At 43.5% G+C, this 20,176-nt stretch carries 19 protein-coding genes and 1 riboswitch; of the genes, 14 read left to right on the top strand and 5 right to left on the bottom strand.

All coding sequences use genetic code 11. The features are described 5' to 3' along the window. The first annotated feature begins 14 nt into the window (after nucleotides 1-14). The 3 genes from ACN6MV_RS22675 (at nucleotide 15) to metE (ending at nucleotide 4,397) form a co-directional block, all read left to right on the top strand. Nucleotides 15-638, top strand: a complete 624-nt coding sequence (locus tag ACN6MV_RS22675; protein ID WP_076120661.1) for a DedA family protein — start codon at nucleotides 15-17, stop codon at nucleotides 636-638. Nucleotides 639-688: 50 nt separating this feature from the next. Continuing rightward, a complete protein-coding gene (locus ACN6MV_RS22670; RefSeq protein WP_042129927.1) occupies nucleotides 689-1,549 on the top strand; it encodes an undecaprenyl-diphosphate phosphatase in 861 nt (286 codons plus the stop codon). Between the two features lie 192 nt (nucleotides 1,550-1,741). Further along, nucleotides 1,742-1,948, top strand: a riboswitch (cobalamin riboswitch). Nucleotides 1,949-2,078: 130 nt separating this feature from the next. Then, nucleotides 2,079-4,397 carry a 5-methyltetrahydropteroyltriglutamate--homocysteine S-methyltransferase gene (metE, locus tag ACN6MV_RS22665; protein ID WP_419886795.1) on the top strand — a complete coding sequence of 773 codons (2,319 nt, stop codon included), beginning with the start codon at nucleotides 2,079-2,081 and terminating at the stop codon, nucleotides 4,395-4,397. A 141-nt stretch (nucleotides 4,398-4,538) separates the two neighbouring features. On the opposite strand, the gene ACN6MV_RS22660 is transcribed toward metE, so the two are convergent. Continuing rightward, nucleotides 4,539-4,691, bottom strand: a complete 153-nt coding sequence (locus ACN6MV_RS22660; RefSeq protein ID WP_076120659.1) for a DUF1540 domain-containing protein — start codon at nucleotides 4,689-4,691, stop codon at nucleotides 4,539-4,541. 371 nt (nucleotides 4,692-5,062) lie between these two features. Here ACN6MV_RS22660 and ACN6MV_RS22655 point away from each other — a divergent pair, with 371 nt between their 5' ends. Continuing rightward, nucleotides 5,063-5,839 carry a hypothetical protein gene (locus tag ACN6MV_RS22655; RefSeq protein WP_419884908.1) on the top strand — a complete coding sequence of 259 codons (777 nt, stop codon included), beginning with the start codon at nucleotides 5,063-5,065 and terminating at the stop codon, nucleotides 5,837-5,839. Between the two features lie 237 nt (nucleotides 5,840-6,076). Next, the gene (locus ACN6MV_RS22650) at nucleotides 6,077-7,198 is read left to right on the top strand and encodes a DUF4349 domain-containing protein (protein ID WP_419884907.1); all 1,122 of its coding nucleotides are present in this window, start codon (nucleotides 6,077-6,079) and stop codon (nucleotides 7,196-7,198) included. An 84-nt stretch (nucleotides 7,199-7,282) separates the two neighbouring features. On the opposite strand, the gene ACN6MV_RS22645 is transcribed toward ACN6MV_RS22650, so the two are convergent. The 3 genes from ACN6MV_RS22645 to ACN6MV_RS22635 all read right to left on the bottom strand — a co-directional run bounded on the left by ACN6MV_RS22645 (nucleotide 7,283) and on the right by ACN6MV_RS22635 (nucleotide 10,296). Next, a protein-coding gene (locus tag ACN6MV_RS22645) for an IS3 family transposase (RefSeq protein ID WP_156114702.1) occupies nucleotides 7,283-8,427 on the bottom strand; the annotation gives its coding sequence in 2 pieces (ribosomal slippage) (nucleotides 7,283-8,139 and nucleotides 8,139-8,427; 1,146 coding nt in all). Nucleotides 8,428-8,589: 162 nt separating this feature from the next. After that, entirely contained in the window at nucleotides 8,590-9,576 is a 987-nt protein-coding gene (gene msrA / locus ACN6MV_RS22640) for a peptide-methionine (S)-S-oxide reductase MsrA (protein ID WP_419884906.1), read from the bottom strand. A gap of 99 nt (nucleotides 9,577-9,675) precedes the next feature. Continuing rightward, nucleotides 9,676-10,296, bottom strand: coding sequence for a TVP38/TMEM64 family protein (locus ACN6MV_RS22635; protein ID WP_042129922.1), 621 nt, complete (start codon nucleotides 10,294-10,296; stop codon nucleotides 9,676-9,678). A 165-nt stretch (nucleotides 10,297-10,461) separates the two neighbouring features. Here ACN6MV_RS22635 and ACN6MV_RS22630 point away from each other — a divergent pair, with 165 nt between their 5' ends. From ACN6MV_RS22630 to ACN6MV_RS22590, 9 genes are all read left to right on the top strand, one after another. Next, nucleotides 10,462-11,397, top strand: a complete 936-nt coding sequence (locus ACN6MV_RS22630; RefSeq protein WP_419884905.1) for a Gfo/Idh/MocA family protein — start codon at nucleotides 10,462-10,464, stop codon at nucleotides 11,395-11,397. Nucleotides 11,398-11,422: 25 nt separating this feature from the next. Then, complete coding sequence (locus tag ACN6MV_RS22625; protein ID WP_042129919.1) at nucleotides 11,423-11,746, top strand: hypothetical protein; 324 nt, start codon at nucleotides 11,423-11,425, stop codon at nucleotides 11,744-11,746. Between the two features lie 124 nt (nucleotides 11,747-11,870). Further along, complete coding sequence (locus ACN6MV_RS22620; protein ID WP_042129916.1) at nucleotides 11,871-12,188, top strand: winged helix-turn-helix transcriptional regulator; 318 nt, start codon at nucleotides 11,871-11,873, stop codon at nucleotides 12,186-12,188. A 251-nt stretch (nucleotides 12,189-12,439) separates the two neighbouring features. Continuing rightward, nucleotides 12,440-13,171: a hypothetical protein gene (locus ACN6MV_RS22615; protein ID WP_076120655.1), complete on the top strand. Its 732-nt coding sequence runs from the start codon at nucleotides 12,440-12,442 to the stop codon at nucleotides 13,169-13,171. A gap of 201 nt (nucleotides 13,172-13,372) precedes the next feature. Further along, nucleotides 13,373-14,122, top strand: a complete 750-nt coding sequence (gene ric / locus ACN6MV_RS22610) for an iron-sulfur cluster repair di-iron protein (RefSeq protein ID WP_419884904.1) — start codon at nucleotides 13,373-13,375, stop codon at nucleotides 14,120-14,122. A 322-nt stretch (nucleotides 14,123-14,444) separates the two neighbouring features. Continuing rightward, nucleotides 14,445-15,155, top strand: coding sequence for a hypothetical protein (locus ACN6MV_RS22605; protein WP_419884903.1), 711 nt, complete (start codon nucleotides 14,445-14,447; stop codon nucleotides 15,153-15,155). 217 nt (nucleotides 15,156-15,372) lie between these two features. After that, the gene (gene nirB / locus ACN6MV_RS22600; RefSeq protein WP_419884902.1) at nucleotides 15,373-17,796 is read left to right on the top strand and encodes a nitrite reductase large subunit NirB; all 2,424 of its coding nucleotides are present in this window, start codon (nucleotides 15,373-15,375) and stop codon (nucleotides 17,794-17,796) included. Between the two features lie 34 nt (nucleotides 17,797-17,830). Further along, entirely contained in the window at nucleotides 17,831-18,151 is a 321-nt protein-coding gene (gene nirD / locus ACN6MV_RS22595) for a nitrite reductase small subunit NirD (protein ID WP_419884901.1), read from the top strand. A 52-nt stretch (nucleotides 18,152-18,203) separates the two neighbouring features. Next, entirely contained in the window at nucleotides 18,204-18,995 is a 792-nt protein-coding gene (locus ACN6MV_RS22590) for a formate/nitrite transporter family protein (protein ID WP_419884900.1), read from the top strand. Nucleotides 18,996-19,267: 272 nt separating this feature from the next. Here the strand turns inward: ACN6MV_RS22590 and ACN6MV_RS22585 are convergent, their stop codons facing one another. Further along, the gene (locus tag ACN6MV_RS22585; protein WP_042129903.1) at nucleotides 19,268-19,993 is read right to left on the bottom strand and encodes a Crp/Fnr family transcriptional regulator; all 726 of its coding nucleotides are present in this window, start codon (nucleotides 19,991-19,993) and stop codon (nucleotides 19,268-19,270) included. Nucleotides 19,994-20,176 lie beyond the last annotated feature (183 nt).

Raw genomic sequence — 20,176 nt, 5'->3', positions numbered from 1 at the left:
ATGGGGGTTACGAAATGCAAGCATGGATTACAGAGTTTATGGAGCAGTTTGGTTATTTCGGTATTTTCCTGATGCTCGCTTTTGAAAATATTTTTCCGCCGATTCCTTCCGAAGTGATCCTTCCTTTTGGCGGATTCATGACAACCACAACGAATTTAACCATCCCTGGTGTAATTATTGCAGCTACGCTTGGTTCTTTGCTGGGTGCAGTGATTCTATATTATATCGGTCGTTTGCTAGATGTAAATCGCTTGGAAAAGATCGTTGAACGCTGGGGCGGTCTACTCCGAATCAGCAAAAAAGACATTCACAAGGCTGACGCTTGGTTTGATAAATATGGCTATTGGACCGTATTATTTTGTCGGATGGTTCCACTAGTACGTAGTTTGATTTCGATTCCGGCAGGGATGTCCGGTATGAAATTTGGCGTATTTATGATCTTCACAACGATTGGTACACTGGGCTGGAATCTACTGCTAGTGCTTATTGGCGCAGCATTGGGTGAAAACTGGGAAGACATTGCCATGTATATGGATATGTACTCCAACGTAGTGTACGTACTTATTGCTGGGGGATTAGCGGTTTTGGGGTATTTGTACTTCCGCAAGCGTAGCCGGAGAATGAACACCGAAGGTTGAGCGAAGAAGGACTTATAGATAAAAGTTATGATTAAAAAGGAGGAGAACAAATGGAGCTATTATCGATTATTAAAGCTATTATTTTGGGGATTGTTGAAGGATTGACCGAGTTTGCTCCGGTATCCTCCACAGGTCATATGATTATTGTTGATGATATGTGGTTAAAATCGACAGAGTTATTTGGGCAATATACGGCCAATACTTTCAAAGTGGTTATACAACTGGGGTCAATCTTAGCAGTTGTTGTTATTTTTAGAAATAGGTTCATTGAACTGTTGGGCTTAAAGCATTTCAGTCGTAAACAGTTGGACCCTGTAACTGAGGAACAACCACCGCTCGAAAAGGGTGGACATCTTAAGCTTACACAGGTACTTGTAGGTTTAGTTCCGGCAGGTGTGCTGGGCGTTCTGTTTAATGATTATATTGATGAGCATTTATTCTCTACATCTACCGTGTTAATCGGTCTAGTAGTTGGTGCGGTGTTAATGATTATTGCGGATCTATTTGGACCCAAGAAGATCCAAACAGAGAGTGTCGATCAGATTACATATAAGCAGGCACTAGGTGTTGGTCTTGTCCAATGCTTCTCGTTATGGCCAGGATTTTCACGTTCCGGGTCGACGATTTCCGGTGGTGTCCTTCTTGGTATGAGTCATCGTGCTGCTGCTGATTTCACATTTATTATGGCTGTTCCAATCATGGCAGGGGCCAGTCTCCTCTCACTGATGAAGAATTGGCAATATTTCACCATCGATGCCCTGCCGTTCTTCATTGCAGGCTTTATCAGTGCTTTTGTATTTGCGCTGTTATCGATGCGATTCTTCCTGAAATTGATCAACCGGATTAAGCTTTTACCATTTGCTATATACCGGATAATACTTGCCGCTGTAGTATATTTCGTGTTTTTCTAAATCCGTTATAAGGAATCGATATAACAGAAGCCCCCGTCATCTATTGCAGATGACGGGGGCTTTCACGTATGATGACATCAGATTAAGACACTCAGTTTATTAATTATAAGGATAAAGTAAAAGTTCACTTTACCCTTATATCTCTCGCATAAACGCTTACCGTCCATAAAAGGACGCCGAAGGCGTTTTAGCTTGATAATATCGGAGACAGGTGCTTGCCGGGAATTAGTAATTCGGTAGGCTTAATAGGGAAATTCGGTTCGAAGCCGATGCGGTCCCGCCACTGTAACGGAAGAGTCCATAGCAATATACGTCACTGGCAATTTACTACTGCTGGGAAGACTGCTAAGGATGCTGACACCGCTAGCCAGGAGACCTGCCTGTTTCAACAGCACTGCTTCACCTACGGAGGATAGGAAGGTGTTAGACGTGAACCATAGGTATATTATGGGCGTCTTTCCCTTTGACTTTTTTAGGGAAGGGCGCTCTTTTTTATAGGGATGTTATGGTTTCAAGCCAAAATAAGAAGATGGAGAAGGGGAGCTGCAAAGTGACGAACAAAGTAAAAGTAAGTAATCTTGGCTATCCAAGAATCGGAAAAAACCGCGAGTGGAAGAAAACGTTGGAAGCCTTCTGGGCAGGTAAAATAAATGAGGAAGAGTTCCGTACTGAAATGGCAGGCATTCAACTTCAGCATTTGAAGACTCAGCAGGAGGCAGGCATTGAGTTAATTCCGGTAAATGATTTTACATTCTACGATCATGTGTTGGATACGGCTGTAATGTTCGGGATCGTACCTCCGCGTTATGCGTATGATGGTGGCGACATTGGGCTTGATCTTTATTTTGCGATGGCTAGAGGGAACGCTGAGGCTACCGCCTGCGAGATGACGAAATGGTTCAACACGAACTATCACTATATCGTTCCAGAGATCGGTGCACAAACGCCGCGCCTGACGGAGAATAAACCACTGGAAGCATACCGTTTCGCCAAGTCCCAAGCGGGAATTGAGGGGAAACCTGTGGTTTTAGGCCTTTATACCTTCCTTAAGCTGTCAAAAGGTTTTGCATCTGCGGATATTGCGAAGATTGCCGCTCGGTTTCTTCCGGTTTACGTTCAGCTATTGCAGGAACTGAAGCAAGAAGGAGTAAGCTGGGTACAAATCGATGAACCAGCGATTGTTACAGGAATAAATGAGTCAGAACTATCATTACTTAACTCGATTTACACAGAAATTGCTGAATCCGTGCCTGGATTAAATATTATTCTGCAGACTTACTTTGAAGCTGCTGAACCATTGGAGGCATTGTTAAAGCTTCCGGTACAAGGTTTAGGTCTTGATTTTGTCCATGATGGCGGAACGAATCTGGCATCGATTGAGCGCCTTGGCTGGCCTGAGGATAAGTGGCTGGGAGCGGGTATTATTGACGGACGCAACATCTGGCGCTCGGATCTGGATGCTAAGCTGCAGCTAATCGAGAAGCTGAGTGTACATGTACCACTTGATCGTCTTATTCTACAGCCTTCTTGCAGTTTGCTGCATGTTCCGGTTACTGTTCAGGGTGAGGTGAAGCTGAAGGCAACCGTCAAGGCTGCATTAGCTTTTGCTGATGAGAAGCTTAAAGAGCTTGGCCTGCTTGCTGCAGCCTTAGAGGGTACTGGAGAAGCTACTGCTGCGCTGACAGTCAGCCGCGAAGCTCTTGCAGCCTTCCGTGCACTTCCCGAGCGCGGCCGTAAGGATGTAGCAGAGCAAGTTCTCGGACTTGCAGATTTACCAGACCAACGCAGTCTGCCTTTTGCAGAGCGCCTCAAGGTGCAGCGGGAGAAATGGCAGCTACCACTTCTGCCAACGACAACGATCGGAAGCTTTCCACAGACCGTAGAAGTACGTCAGGCAAGGTTGAGATGGCGTAAAGGTGTATGGAATCAGGAGCGGTATGACGGGTTCGTTCGTGAGCAGATTGCAGATGCAATCACCTTCCAAGAAAAGCTGGGTCTGGATGTACTCGTGCACGGTGAGTTCGAAAGAACCGATATGGTGGAATTTTTCGGGGAGAAGCTGGACGGGTACTTATTTACCAGTAATGGCTGGGTTCAATCCTACGGATCCCGCTGCGTTAAGCCGCCGGTTATTTATGCGGATATAGCTTTTATTGAGCCAATGACTGTTAAAGAAAGTGTCTATGCTCAGTCTTTAACTTCCCTTCCTGTTAAAGGCATGTTGACAGGTCCGGTTACGATTCTCAATTGGTCTTTCGTACGTGATGATCTTAGTCGGGAAGAAGTAGCCAATCAAATTGCCTTAGCACTCCGCCATGAAGTGAAAGCTTTGGAGGATGCAGGCATAGAGATGATTCAAGTAGATGAACCTGCTATCCGTGAAGGACTTCCTTTGAAAGCTGAAGATCATGAGGCATACTTGAATTGGGCGGTGAAGTCGTTCCGTATCGCTACGAATCATGTGAAGGCTACGACACAAATTCATACCCACATGTGCTATAGCGAATTTAATGACATGATTGACTCCATTTCAGCGATGGATGCGGACGTCATCTCTATTGAGACTTCCCGTAGCCATGGGGAACTGATCATCAGCTTTGAGGAGCAGGAATATGATAAAGGAATCGGTCTTGGTGTGTATGACATCCATAGTCCACGTGTTCCTGCTGTAGAAGAAATGACAGCTAATATTGATCGTGCTTTGCGGGTGCTGGACCCAGAACAGTTCTGGATTAATCCGGATTGCGGTCTTAAGACACGCGGCTGGCAGGAGACAGAGGATGCACTGCGTAACATGGTAAGAGCAGCTGCTATTGCAAGAGAAAAGGCAGGAGTTACCGCCTCCTAATAGCGAAAGAGTAAAACAATAAATTTAAGCCGGGGAACTTCTCCCTGGCTTTTTATTTCAGCCACTTGATAATAATTCTCATTCTTGATAGAATGAGAAAAGAAAAGAAGGAACCGTGGAGGGTCCCTTCAAATCATCACCTTATTTGCTTTCGAAAGTCTTACAATCTGTTTCTTCTGCACGTGTAGGTTCTTGGGAGCTGTGGAAAGCTACAAAGATAGAATCAGCACTGCATTTGTTCTCTTCTGCCCAGTGGGTGCAGGAGTTAACTTCGCAAATTACGTCTTTTGCCATGAGGGTTCACCTCCCCTTGGTGTGATAGACAGCATCATGAAATGAACTGCTCTGTTCAGCAAGGTGGAGCTTGTCCGAACAGAACCATGCCGCGCCCTCATTCATTATGAATAGAGGGTATTTGGTATTTTCTGTTTGATTAGACGTGGTAATTGTATCAAATAAAACGTATGTAAGCAAATGGGTTAATCAATAACGGAAGTACGACAAACTTATACAAATAAATATAAAAAAACACAAAAGACATCTCTTGCTTACAAGTCTAAAAATAGAAAATAATCCTAAATATCTATATTATTACAAAAATATTCTGTTAATATTTTCAGTGGAGAACGGCCGATCCTAATCTGAAATATTGGAGGATAAAGATATTGAAAAAGTTCTTATTATTCCCTTTTGCCCTAATGTTCATTTTGTGCTTACCGTTTTATGCAGGTGCAGAAGGTTTACATAATGACGAAGCTCCTCAAAATAGTGAATCAGATATCATAAAAGTCTATAAAGCCTCAGATATGGGATTGTCAGAAATTTCAGTAGAAGAGTACAATGACATTCTTGCGCAAGGACAAGCTGTAGAGGCTGCTAACGAGGGGCTGTTGGCAAGTGTACCTCTGTTCAAAACGGATTCTTCCTTTGCAAGTGCCTCTGCTATTGCACCTAGAGATGCTTACCAAACTACGATCTACTCCTATCAACAAAATGGTTATGTCTCCTATGTCACTAGAAGTGGTTTGACTAGAAGAATCTCTCAGCCTGTATATAACAGTGCTTCTATAAATTCATTGTTAAACATTAGCTATTCAGTATCTCAAGGCTATATTGCGAATACAAGCTTTGGTGTAACCGCAAAACAAACAGCTGTAAGTGCTGGTATTACAGGTGGCTCATCATGGTCCAATACTTATGGTGGCAGTAACACGACAACTGCATCAGTGAATCCGTACAACTATGCTTGGATGGAATACACGCCTATTATGAATAACTCATTTGGTGTAATCACAGAGAAGAATTATGTTAATGTTCAGGGTTCTTCAGTTCTTGTAAGTACTAATAGTTATGATGTTGATATTTACACGGCGAGATTATTAAGCGGATCGCTACCAGATGGCGTGTATGTCATTAAACAAAGTGCTTCTAAACCAGGTTGATTTTGGCACGAAATATAATAGCTTTAAACTAAAAGAGTCGCAGAAATGCGGCTTTTGTTCTGTTTAGAGAGCATAACTCAAAAGAAACTGTTTTTCATTCCATTTTTAAGTGCAACCTTCCAAGTTTTGGAACGTCATAGTATAGAGTGACGGAAGAGATCTGCTTAGAACAAGACATTCCGTAACGATATTATGATCCGTGCAAGCGGTATCTATTACATTTTTGGAGGAATGAGAATGCGTAAATGGGGTCTGCATTACTTATGTTTATTAATTCTTGCGGTGGTCTTGGCGGGATGTGGCTCAGCGGATAGGAATTCAGCGGCAGATAGTTCGGCAAAAGAAAATGGTAGTATGAGTAACAATGCAGCAGCAGAGGTACAAACGCAAAGCTCGATGGCCTCATCTGCGGACCAGAGTACCGCGGCAGCTCCTGAGACAGAAACAGGTGGCGGCGAGAACTTGGCTGTAAAGGGATCCACACCAGACAATACAGTTCAAGCAAGTGCAGGATTTACTGGTAGTGATGTAGTAGCGGGCTTGAACAAGAAGCTGATCTATAAAGCCAATCTTAACATGGAAGTAGAAGACTATGGAAAAGCACAGACTGAAATACGTAATTTAGTAACCATGGCAAATGGATATATTATTGAGTTTAATGAAAATATGTCGCAGTACGAGCAAGGTGGGACGTTTATCCTTAAGGTGCCTGCCTCCGGATTCTCCCCTTTTCTGAATAAATTAGAACAAGTAAAACACGAATCTCTACAGCGCAGCATTCAAGGACAAGATGTCTCTGAAGAGTATGTTGATCTGGAGTCGCGTTTGAAGGCCAAGCAGTTAATGGAAGCACAATATACAGAGTTTATGAAAAAAGCAACGAAATCCACGGATCTGGTCGCCTTCGCGAACGAGCTTGGTTCGATTCAGGAAAACATTGAGCAGATTAAAGGTAGAATGAGATATATTAATCAGAATGTATCATTCTCTACAGTAGAACTGAGAGTGTATCAGACGGATGAAAGCATTGCTGTCAAAGAGAAGGAAGAGCAAGGACCGTTACTGGAACGTGCTTCAGATGCTCTAAAAGGAAGCTTGAATGCACTATCTGTTATGTTTCAGTGGATTGTCGTTATCCTTGCAGGAGCGTTACCGATACTAATTGGAGTAGCCATTATCCTAGCTGTCGTTCTAGTTTCCCGCAAAAATATTCGCGAGCGTCGGGAGCAGCAGACCGAGAGGATGCGTCAACGAAATAAGGAGCTGAACAGAGAGCAAATCATTCCTGCGGCAAAAGAGATCAAGGAGGCAGCTTCAGAAGATGATCTGAAGGCTAATAAGGACTCAGAGAAAGAGTAGGCGCTATGAAATTAAAAAGCCCTCAATCCAAGGTATTGGGACTGACCCCCGTTTGTGAGACAGGGATCAAAACACCTTACAAGTTTAAGTAGCCAGTCGCCGGAAATCCATCGGTGACTGGTTATTTAGTTTCGCTTGAATTCGAATTGAGTTATAGTAAATGATGTAGTCTCGAATGGTCTTTACAACGATTGCAGTCGTTGTAGATGTGAGATCTTCGAGGTAGAACGTTTCAGACTTTAGAGTGGAATGAAACGATTCAATGGGGGCATTATCAGCGGGCGTTCCTTTACGGGACATGCTCATGGTAATGCCTTTTCCTTTTACAGCTTCCTGGTACGCAAAGGACGTATACACGCTGCCCTGGTCGCTATGCAACAACATCTTTTTCTGCTTTGGAAGTTGATTTAATGTATCCAACACCAAAGAGGTATCTTGTTTATCTGCTATACTGTAAGCCACAATCTCACCATTGTACAAGTCTAGAATGCTGGAGAAGTACAACATCTTCCCGCCAAATGGCAAATAGGTAATGTCCGTGACGAGTTTTTGCAGAGGTGCTTCTGCATGAAACTGTCGCTTGAGCAGATTTTCAAAGGAGTGTACAGATTGCCCAGTCACCTTTCGTTTTTTCATCCTCACGCGGCACTGAAGCCCCTCACACTGCATGATCCGCTGGACTCGCTTATGATTTATACTCTGCTCTATCCGAAGGAGCGCCGTGATTTTCCGGTACCCATAGCGGAATTTATGACGGATGCAAAGCTCCCGGATTTTCTCCACCAGTTTGTCTGTATGCTTTGTCCCCACAGCTGCTTTCCAGCGGTAGTAAGTCGTTCTTGCGATTCCGAGCCATCTACAAGCCTCAGACACCGTCACTTCGTTTCGAATGGATTCAATCCAGGCAATAACGGCCTCTGGTTCCACCTCCTCTCCAACTCCTCGTACTTTTTTAGCAGATCTAATTGTTGTTTTAAGAATCGGTTCTCTGCCTTTACTTTTTCGAGTTCCGAAGAGTCCTCCGGACCTTTGCCATAGCTGTACTGTTTACCCACCGGCTGCTCCAAACGATGTCGTTCACCATTTCGATTCCATCTCATCCATGTCTTTAGCTGTGTCTTATTCCGTATTCCGAGCTGCTCCATAACCTCTTTCACAGGTACTCCTGCTAATCTCATTTCTATAGCTTTCATCTTTATTTCCACGGGATAACTTACTCTGGTTGCCAATGCAAAAACACCTCCAAGATGATCTCCTTATCTTACGACAAGGTTCCATTCTCTTGAAGGTGTTTTGATTTGTCTCACGTTATGGGGTCAGTCCCATTACATGGATTGAGGGCTTTTCTAATAAAAGGACGATATTTTTTCTTTTGTGCAGAAGATTGAAAATTAGGCAGACTGGAAGAGCACGCGATACTCTCCATAACCTTCTTTCTCTAGATCCTCTTTAGGTACAAATCGCAATGCTGCTGAATTTATACAGTAGCGTAGCCCGTTTTCTCCGGGACCATCGTCGAAGACATGACCTAGGTGAGAGTCTGCTACTTTGCTGCGTACTTCTGTGCGAACCATCAAATGACTGAGGTCTGTCTTTTCCTTCACAGCGTAGTCCCTGATCGGACGGGTAAAACTTGGCCAGCCGCAACCGGAATCGTATTTATCCTGCGAGCTGAATAACGGCTCACCAGATACGATATCTACATAAATGCCATCACCATGGTGATCCCAGAAATCATTCCGAAAAGGTGATTCTGTTGCACTATTCTGAGTGACTTCATATTGAAGTGGTGTTAGACGTTCTTTCAAGCTTTGTTTGTCCTCTTTATGTGTCCAGTGAGTTTCGATAAAATCTTCTCGGCCGGAACCTTTACGGTAACGTTTGTAGTGGCCTGGATTCTTACGATGATAACCCTGATGATATTCTTCGGCAGGATAGAAGGTGGTTGCCGGGAGAATCGGGGTTACGATCGGACTAGAGAACCGACCGCTTGCTTGCAGAGCTGCCTTGGAAGCTTCTGCTTGTTGTTTTTGTTCCTCCGAATGGGTAAAGATCGCTGTTCCGTAAGAAGTCCCGCGATCATGGAATTGTCCACCTGCGTCGGTAGGGTCAATTTGCTGCCAGAACAGCTCAAGTAACTTGCTATAAGGGAAAATATCTGGGTTGAACGTAATTTGTACAGCTTCAACATGTCCTGTCGTTTCCGAACAAACCTCTTCATAGGTTGGGTTTACAGTATGACCGCCGGTATAGCCAGAGACGACACTAATGATACCTGGCAATTCTTCGAACGGCGAGACCATGCACCAGAAGCATCCGCCTGCAAAGGTTGCTTTTTCTGTCTTGGTATTTATATGGTTAGTCTGATGTTCACTCATTGATATCCCTCCATTTCACATAATGCAATTAAATAGATCACAATTTAATTATAAAGCAAATACTAACTGCCTGCCAGTTTGCGAGCAAATAGTTCTTCACTAACGATGATTCTTCACTTCTTGAGAGCGGGGACGCAAACTCAGTCCAGCAATAATCAGTACTGCGGCATACACAATGATGGCTGTAATTGCACTTCCGGGATTCTGCAGCAGATGATCTCCGAGAAAGGCGTATAAGGCAATCCCCGGTATTTTTCCTATGCCAGAAGCTGCAATATAGCTCCAAAAAGGCAGACCAGCGGCTCCGGCGTAGATGTTGACCGCTGTTTGGGGAATGATCGGCACGAGACGAGCAAGGACAATTGAAGCGAAAGGCCGTCGTTCTATGCCGGCTGTGAACTTTTCGAGCGCGGGTATGGAGGCTAAGTAAGCTCTTGCCTGGCTTTGAAATAAGTATTTTACAACGCCAAAAAGGATTGCCGCAGCAAGATTTGTAGCCAGCCAGCAGATTATAGCACCCGCTAAACTCCCGTAAGCATAACCGAAGAACCCGATGACAGCTTTGTAAGGTACAACTGGAAACAAAGCCAGTAAAGTTGCAATCCCTATGGAACTGAAAAGATTATGATCCTCTTTCATCCAGCTTAGGATGTCATATCTGTAGATAAACGCAAGGATTGTGGCCGAAACATAAAGAATAATCGAGAACCATTTCTTCATAGATAATATGCCCCTTCTTCCACTCATTCATCTCATCATAAGGGAAAAGAAGTAAATATTGAAGTAAAGATCAATTGTCAGAGAATGAGAAGCAGGTATAATAGCATTTGTAGAGAACAAAGAGAGAATGAACGAGTTATTGAAGTATTGAGAGGGGGAAGATCAATGATTGCATCTGAACGTAAAAGAGTCGCCATAATAGGAATCGGCAATATCGCCCGCAAAGTATATTTGCCACTGCTCTCTCAGCATGAACATGCGGAGGTAGTTGGTGTTCTTAGTCATTCACCGACAACGGTGGAGCAGGCCGTTCAAACTTACCGTTTTCCTAAAGGTACGACGAATCTGGATGAGCTGTTTTCTTGGGATCTGGATGCAGTATTTGTACATAGCCCAACGACTACACATTATGATATAGTAACAAAATGTCTCGAACATGGGATTTCGGTATATGTAGATAAGCCGCTGTCCTATGATTTTGAAGAGTCCAGAAGGATGGCGGAGTTAGCACAAGATAAAGGGCTTTTGCTAGGAGTGGGCTTTAATCGCCGTTTTGCCCCTATGTATGTTACCGCTAAGCAATGGCTTGAGGAAGTCGGTGGGATTAGCCATTGTAGTGCGATAAAACATCGAACGAAGCTACAGACGGGTACCAGCCGCGAAACTGTGCATGATGATTTGATCCATATGCTTGATTTGCTGTTGTGGTTGTGTGGAGATCATTATGAACGGCTTCGTAATCATCTTCAATCTAATGAAGCAGGTCGTCTTCTACAGGCATCTGGAATGCTCAGCTGGAAACATGGCGCAGTAGGGATGTACAGTATGATTCGTGAAGCTGGCGTGGATGTGGAGAAGCTTGAGCTACATGGATATGGCAGATCAGTGGAAGTGGTGGATCTGGACAAGGCTGTTCTTTATAAAAAGGATGCCAAGCCGCAAATTCAAAGCTTTGGAAGCCGGGATACTGTGCTGGATAGAAGAGGTTTTAGTGGAGTGGTGAACGATTTTCTTAGCAATATAAATACACCGGAGCAATGCAGCATTGCTGCTTCAGCGGTACTGCCTAGTCATATGCTGGCGGCACAGCTTGCTGAATGAGGTCTCCGAGAAAGGAGAAGAATATATGGAGGATAACCGTAAATTAGTGGAGGAACAGATCATCGAAAGCTATAAGCGCGAAGAAGAGATGATGATCCTTGTCTTTGCTCAGTGGTGCGTCAATCAAGGCCTCGATCCGCATGCGCTTTATTTGCAGGCCTATCCGCAGCAAGAAGGGAATGAAGCTTTGCGTCATGCGCTTTCCCTCACGGTTTCTGCGGAGGAAGCAGGGGACATTTCTGATGATACAGTCCTGGGTGTGCTTTCGTTATTTGGAAATGACGACTTGGCACAAATCGTAACCGAAGCGATTGCCGGGCGTGGATCTAAAGGACCTGTGGGGGATTGACATTGGGGATATAATAATAGAGTCAGATGAACTTTTTTTGGTAAACGATGTTCATCAAGGTTAAAATGTGTTAATATTATATATACTAACTAATAGTAAGTTTCGCTAGTGAGAGGTGAGAACAATGGAAGAACATCAATTTGCGATGTGTCCCAGATTTGAAACAGCCTTCTCTTTCTTAGGCAAACGTTGGAATGGACTTATTATTCAGACATTGATGAGTGGACCGAAGCGGTTTAAAGATATCTCCGGCCTCATTCCTTCAATGAGCGATAAGATGCTGTCCGAGCGGATGAAGGATTTGGAAGGTGAGGGTATACTGGTTAGGCATGTATACCCAGAGACACCCGTACGTATTGAGTATGAATTAACAGATAAAGGCCGTGCATTGCAGCCTGTTATGCAGCAAATTCAGTCTTGGGCTGAGAGCTGGGTAGACTAAAATTCACAGTAATGTTGTGGCCCTTTTTCCGAAATGGTGGAAAAAGGGCTTTTCAATTTCTAAATATTAGACAGTGACAGTTTTGTTCCAATCCTTTATGCTTGAAAAAAACTTGCACAGTTTAAAAATAATTGTAATATAATAGAAAAACATTGTATGATCCTTGAATGGAAGCGCTCGCGTATTTGGTTTTTGCTCAAAACTACTCAGATGGAGTACAGGCATAGCAAAACTATTAGGAGGCGAGGGAGATGAAGACGAAGACGACCCTGTTTTCCCGGGAAATAACGTATGGAAAAAAGGATGTTGCTGAGCTAGAGAATGCTTCTATCAAAGTACAGCTCATCTATGACAAGACGTTGTTCATGCTGCATAGCCATCTTCCTGATTCCTTATGGGATGCGTGGATTGGCGTGCCTTACAGCATTATCTCTTCACTCTACAAAGGGAACAATGATAGCGGAACTATTTTTCAAAAATGGATTCAGAGTCCGACCGGCTGGAAATGTATTGGCTGTGAACGGCACTGTCTGGAGTCGACGGAACCTCTCGAAGAGGAAAATGCGGTGAATCATGAGCGACAATATAAGTTTCATAACGGCATTCGCCAGAGCATGGTGCTGCAAGCAGTAATTTGGTCCATGTACGAGAACACCGTATTATTCAAGCCCTTTTTAGGCGATGAGCCTTTTTTTGACGATGATGATTTGCATACGATATCCTCTTATTTCGTTCCAACATATCTTAATGAGTTTCACCTTATTGAGCGGTCTAAGCCATGTAAAGAATACAAAGATCAGAATATACGAGTCTTTCAGGAATGGATTTCCGCGCCTGATCTTGTCCTTAAATGGAATGGGGGGTTGACGGAAGGCAGATGGATGACCGGTGTCTATATGGATCACTCGCGTTTTGCCGGGTTGGGACCTTATTTGAAGGATTCAAAGGGACAGCGGACGTATATGCAGGCTTATGTGCAATAAAGAGAGTTGAACAAGCACCTTTGTAGGTAAAGGTGCTTTTTTTGCGTTTATTTTGCATGTGCATTAATCTCCAATTTCGTTCAAAAATAAGATACAATTTCCGTGCGTACAATCACAAGTCAAAGTTCCTTTCAGGGTTAAGGTGAAGAAGTGGATAAGATTTATTCAAAACCTAATCCCATAACCCAAGGAGGAGCTATAATGGAAACTAAACAACTTAATGATAGTATTTCGGATTCGAAGCAAGTACAATCGGTACAAGCTGGATTTACCCCAGATGCACTAGTTAGAGATATTGTATTGCAGTTCCCTAAAGCGGCAGATTATTTCAAGGCAAAACGGATTGATTTCTGTTGCGGTGGAGCTAAACCTCTTGCTGAAGCAGCGGCTGAACGTGGTCTGGATCAAGAGCTAATCATCAGTGATCTTAACAAGCTGTTCGAAGAGTATCCAGTACCCGGAGAGGAAATCGCTTGGAATACTGCACCTTCTGAAGAGTTAATTGACCATATCATAAACAAACATCACCGTTATCTCCGTGAAGAGCTACCCCTCATTAGCCAAAATGTAACTAAGGTGTATCGAGTGCATGGTGGCGATTCTCCTCATCTGGCTGAGTTATATGACTTGTTTAACACACTAAAGGAAGAACTACTTACGCATACGGCTAAAGAAGAAGAAGATGAGTTTCCTAAGCTGTTGACGTACGATGCTAATCCTACTGAAGAAGGCTTGACAGCAATCCGCGAGTCATTGTCTGAGCTGGAGAATGAGCATGATGGTGCGGGCGATATTTTGAGAAAAATACGTAGTGTTACAGATGATTTCACTCCACCGGCGCATGCTTGTACGACCTATCGATTGACATATGCTCGGCTGGAAGAGCTGGAGAGTATGACTTTTGAACATGTACATCTGGAGAATAATATATTGTTCCCTAGATACCAGTGAAGACGAATAGAGCTCTAAAGAGTCCCTTAGGGGGCTTTTTTTATTGGGAAATTATACAATGCATAGCAATGAGGATACCTCCGTTGAAAAAGGTAGATGAAATGATCCTGAAAAATATGGTTAAGATTAATTGAAGGCAGGTTGGCCAGTTGTGGAAGGATGCTTAAACGTGATTTTCGAGAAGAACTCTATTCTAGGGAATCTAGAATTTTTACTTATTTGAGAACAAGGCTTGTTTAAGTTATTCTTAAATAGATAGTATACATAACTTTACAAGCCTGAGACGCTATAGGGTCATTAGGCGGGATAAGGCGGTGCCAGGATGCCCACGCGAAATTTGTGGAAGTTGATGCTAGGCTTAATCATCGTATTCATAATAAATGGATGCTCCACTCAGACTGATGCTAATAGTAATGATAATAATGGTGCAGCAGGATCTGAGGGGCCGATGATATCGATTAAGATTGGTGATCAAGAACTGCTTACCAAACCATCGGACAGGTCACTCAGTGGGAGCTACAGAAATGGAATATCAATAATGGAGTTACTGAAAGGTAGTAATATTGCCACATTTGCTGAGGATAACTCAAGTATTCTTTCGGTAAAGGATATTTCACTAGAGTCGGGAATGGTTTGGGAGCTTCAGATGGACGGTCAAATCATTGGGAAAGCGGATTGGAATAATGTTGTAGGATATGATTCACAGCTAGTCTTCACAGCGAAATCTAAGGACCATCAAGAACCACTTCAAACTGTAATGCTGATTTTGAACGGCGGAAGTGTAGAAGTAGATTTGCAGCATTCATATATTATGTTATTTAAAGAGGATTTAACTGTAAGAGAATTGCTAAAGAGCTGCGATATGGTGCAGATGGATGATGGTAGTAGAAGCGTGCTTTCTGTTAATGATTATACCCCGCTAAGTAATGAAGTCTGGAAGCTGAAGGTGAACGGAAAGCTACTGCTCGATAATGGGATGGATATGAAGCTTATGCCTCATGATGTCTTAGAGATTCTATTAACTTTACGCTAAAAATAGTACATCAAAGCCAGATTAACGGTTCTTCAGAATCGTTGGTCTGGCTTTTTATGTTTGAAAATACCTAACAATCATTAGCGAACTAAAGTGTGAAAACATTCACAATTAAAGTGACCGCAATCACAATGACGACTTGAATTTGAACCGTATAATTCCAATATGTAGAAGAGAAATTGAGCATGTACTCATAAGCTTGAGGAGGCACCTAACCATGACAGCGAAGAGAGAAAAATTAGTGTTAGTAGGCAACGGTATGGCGGGCATAGGTACGATAGAGCAGATTTTGAAGCTGGGTGGAGCTTATGACATCACGGTCTTTGGAAGTGAACCTCATCCCAATTACAATCGGATCATGTTGTCTTATGTTCTTGAAGGTAGCAAAACCCTTAATGATATCATCCTAAACGACTGGAATTGGTATGAAGACAATAATATTACCCTGCACACGGGTACTACAGTGACACGAATTGATGAAGAGTCCAAACAAGTTGTTGCAGATAACGGGTTGTCAGTGCCATACGACAAAGTAATTATTGCGACAGGCTCGAATTCTTTTATTTTACCTGTGCCTGGCAGTGATAAAGAGGGCGTGGTTGGGTTTCGAGATATTTCCGACTGTGATGCGATGCTGGCAGCGGCCAAACAATATAGTAAAGCGGCTGTAATCGGCGGGGGATTGCTTGGGCTGGAAGCAGCAAAAGGTCTTGTGAACCTAGGTATGGACGTTACTGTAGTTCATTTAATGGAAGACCTGATGGAGCGCCAGCTTGATCGGAATGCCTCCTCGATGCTGCAAGCTGAGCTAGAGCGTCAAGGTGTGAAATTTGCTATGGGCAAACAAACGGTAGAATTGACCGGGGAACAGAGAGTAAGTGGATTGCGGTTCAGTGATGACAGTACGCTTGCTGCAGATTTTGTGGTAATGGCCGTCGGAATTAAACCGAATGTAACGTTGGCAAAAGAAAGCGGAATCTCCGTAAATCGTGGGATCGTAGTGGATGATTATCTGCAAACCTCCATGCAGAACGTATATTCCATCGGCGAATGTGCCGAGCATCGTGGAGTGTGTTACGGACTGGTGGCCCCGCTATTTGAGCAAGGCATGGTTCTAGCTAAACATTTATGTGGTAGTGAAACGAAGCCTTATGAAGGTTCCATTGTTTCCACGAAGCTTAAAATATCTGGGGTGGATGTATTTTCTGCAGGTGAGTTTTTGGATTCTCCTGAACACACGGTGATCTCAAGCAAAGATGAATGGAAGAGAACCTATAAGAAAATTTTGCTCAAAAATAATGTAATTGTCGGTGCGGTCTTGTTCGGTGATGTGACGGAGTCCGCGAATCTGCAAAAGCTAGTAAAACAAGGCGCGGTAATGACCGATGAAATTTATACAGAGGTCATGGGAACGGGATGCTGCGGTGGGGGAGCTAAGAAGGGTGCTTCCGTAGAGACGATGGCGGACGAAGAAATTGTCTGCGGTTGTAACGGTGTAACTAAAAAAGCGATCGTAGATGCCGTCACCGAACATGGTTTTACTACTGTGGATGAGATTAAAGCTTGCACTGGCGCTACTCGCTCTTGTGGGGGTTGCAAACCCGTAGTAGAACAAATCCTGCAATTTGTCTTGGGTGACAGTTTCCAGCAAGCTGCCAAGCAAGGTATTTGTGGCTGTACAACGCTTAGCCGTGATGAGATTGTTGCTGAAATTACAGCTAAAGGACTTAAAACAACAAAAGAGGTCATGAATGTACTCGGTTGGAAACAAGAGGAAGGCTGCTCCAAGTGTCGTCCGGCGATTAACTATTATCTAGGGATGATGAACCCTGATACTCATCAAGATGAGAAAGAATCCCGATTTGTAAATGAAAGAATGGGTGCCAATATTCAAAAGGATGGAACCTACACTGTAATACCACGCATGTACGGCGGGGTAACAACACCAGAGGATCTGAAGAAAATCGCCGATGTCTCGCTTAAATATGATGTGAAAGTTGTGAAGGTGACTGGCGGGCAACGCCTGGATCTGATCGGTGTGAAAAAAGAGGATTTACCTAAGGTATGGGAAGAGCTGGATATGCCTTCAGGTTACGGTTATGCCAAATCTCTTCGTACGGTTAAGACTTGTGTGGGCTCGCAGTTCTGCCGTTTTGGCACACAAGATTCGATGGGAATGGGCGCTCTTATGGAGCGTAAGTATGAGCGTCTTGATTTTCCGGCGAAGTTTAAAATGGCTGTTAACGGTTGTCCTCGTAATTGTGCAGAATCCTGCACGAAGGATATCGGTATCGTCGGTAATGATGGCGGTTGGGAAGTATTTATCGGTGGTAACGGCGGTATTAAACCGCGAATAGCGGACGCCTTCTGCAAGGTGAAGACCGATGAAGAGTTAATTGAAGTGTGCTCGGCTGTGATGCAATACTACCGTGAAACCGGAAATTATTTGGAGAGAACCTCCGAGTGGGTTGAGCGTATGGGGCTAGAACAGATTCAAACGGTCATTCTCAACAATGAAGAGAATCGTAAAGAGCTTGCGGCGCGGATTGATTTTGCCTTAACTCAGGTCACAGATCCTTGGAAAAAAATACTGAATGATAACAGCACACGTGCTGCACTTTTTGAAGAAACAAGACTTTAACGGATAGATTACACAAACAGAAGGGAGAAAAACAATGAAAATGGCAACACAGACATATACGATAGGAAATGTAAAGGATTTCCTGTTACAGATCGGCCGGGTAGTTGTGGCTGAAAATGTGGAGCTGGCTGTATTTCGTACCTCTGACGGAGCGATCTATGCGCTGGAGAATCGGAGCCCTCATCCCAAAGGGGGTCCGCTTGCTGAAGGGATCGTTTCGGGCCACTTTCTTTATGATCCACTGTATGATTGGAAAATAGATCTCCGCACGGGTGAAGTACAAGCACCGGATCAAGGTAGTGTTGTGACTTATCCTGTCTCCCTTAGTGGAGACATTGTGACAGTGAGCTTGTAGACACCGAAGGTTGTAGTAAAGGATTAAATAGAAAACGGTGGGGTGGAGTATTATGTTTACACAAAGTGTGGAGAACATTGTCGAGGCGGCAGTCAGCAAGCGAGACCAAATGAATGAAAGTTTACCAAGATATTTTCTCGCAGCCCTCTTGGCCGGGGCATATGTAGGCATTGGGATTATTCTTATTTTCTCGCTGGGAGCGCCTCTAGCGGCTGCCAAATCACCTTTCCAACCTCTCATTATGGGTGCATCTTTCGGTATTGCCTTGACTCTTGTTGTGTTTGCAGGCTCAGAGCTGTTTACCGGAAATAATATGTTCTTTACGGTTAGTACACTAGCTGGCAGAACAAGTATTTGGGATACCATCAAGAACTGGGTGCTTGTGTTTGTAGGGAATGTGGCAGGGGCAGTGATTTTAGCACTATTAATTCGAGGAACTGGACTATTCAATGCTGCGCCCCCAGAGCATCTGATCTTCGCAGCTGCAGCTAAGAAAATGAGCCTTCCGTTTTCGGAGCTCTTTTTCCGCGGGATTCTCTGTAACTGGCTGGTCTGTCTAGCGCTATGGATGGCTTCACGCGCTAAAAGTGAAACAGCCAAACTGGTTCTGATCTGGTGGTGCTTGTTCGCCTTTATTGCGAGTGGTTATGAACACAGCGTGGCTAATATGACCCTACTAAGCGTTGCGGTGTTGCTCCCGAATCACCCAGACACCGTTACGATTGCCGGATGGATACACAATATGATACCCGTTACACTAGGAAATATAATTGGCGGTGGCGTATTTGTTGGTATGGCCTATTGGATGATTTCTCCCGTGCGAAGTACTCAGACTAAACGTTAAGAGAATATTTATGGTTATAGGGCTGACCCAATTTCGGGTCCAGCTCTTTTTCTAAATATAAGAAAGTATAAGTTTCACGCTATAAATTATCCTTATATTTCTCGCATAAACGCTTACCGTCCATTAGGGACGCCGAAGGCGTTTTTGCTTGTCTTGTGGTATAAAAAAAGACGCCTATGTTAGGCGCCTTGGACCACTCTATTTTATAATGTGCAGAATAATTGGGTCATATAAGTTTCATTGAGGTGAATAGAGGGTATATGATAATGGAATTAAATTCGGCAGATCTCGTTTGGACACATTTCGCAGTGGCAAATTTCCTGCAGCATACCAAGATCCTTGATGACAATCATGCCGTTTTCGTACTCAACCGCATCCTTTTTACGCAAGTCACTCAGCATCCGGTTTACACTCTCACGAGTGGCGCCGATCATGTTGGACAGATCTGTATGCGTAATTTTTTTGTTGATGAGGATGTTCTCACCATCGCTGCTCTTCTCACCATAAGTATTACCAAGTCGAATGAGAGTAGAGCAAAGTGCGCCTGGTTTGCCATACATCATCAGATCACGGAATTTCGTTTGAGTTAGGCGGTGATGAATGCCCATCCATTTCATAAAGTCGATAGCAAAATCACAATGTTGGCAAATGAGAATTTCTAGATCCTTTTGCTCGATAACGCCAACTTCACTCTCTTCAATCACTTCTGCAGTAAAGCTGTGCTTGGTGCTGAAGAATGGGTCCGCTTGACCTACCATATCGCCAGCTTGGTACATATAAAGAATAAGTTCTTTACCTTCATCCGTTGATTTAGTTAATTTCACACGTCCACGTTTGATATAAAACAATTTATCCGAGTAGTCGCCTTCCCAGAAAAGATGTGAACCCTCTGGAACAACGCGCTCTTTCATAGTAACAAGAAGTCTGTTGAAATTCTGTTCGGAGAAACAGTTTGTATTTCCGTGGGCTTCGATGACATTGTAATGTTCTTTTAGCATAATCGACATCCCCTTTATTCCCTCAGTTTTTCAGTAAATTTTAAATTAATTATACCTCTTTAATCTTCAATTTGGGTAAGAAAAACCATTTAAAAGTGTCGAATTTTCAACATTGTGATTATTTTCACTTCAAAAGTGCTAGATGTAATATGATTTTTAACTAAAAAGGAGTAAGAAGTATAT

Origin of the sequence: Paenibacillus sp. B-A-8, assembly GCF_048572915.1 — a bacterium.
GTDB lineage: Bacteria > Bacillota > Bacilli > Paenibacillales > Paenibacillaceae > Paenibacillus_AQ.
Note: the sequence above shows the minus strand (reverse complement) of the source record. Positions and strands in the feature narration are given on the sequence as shown.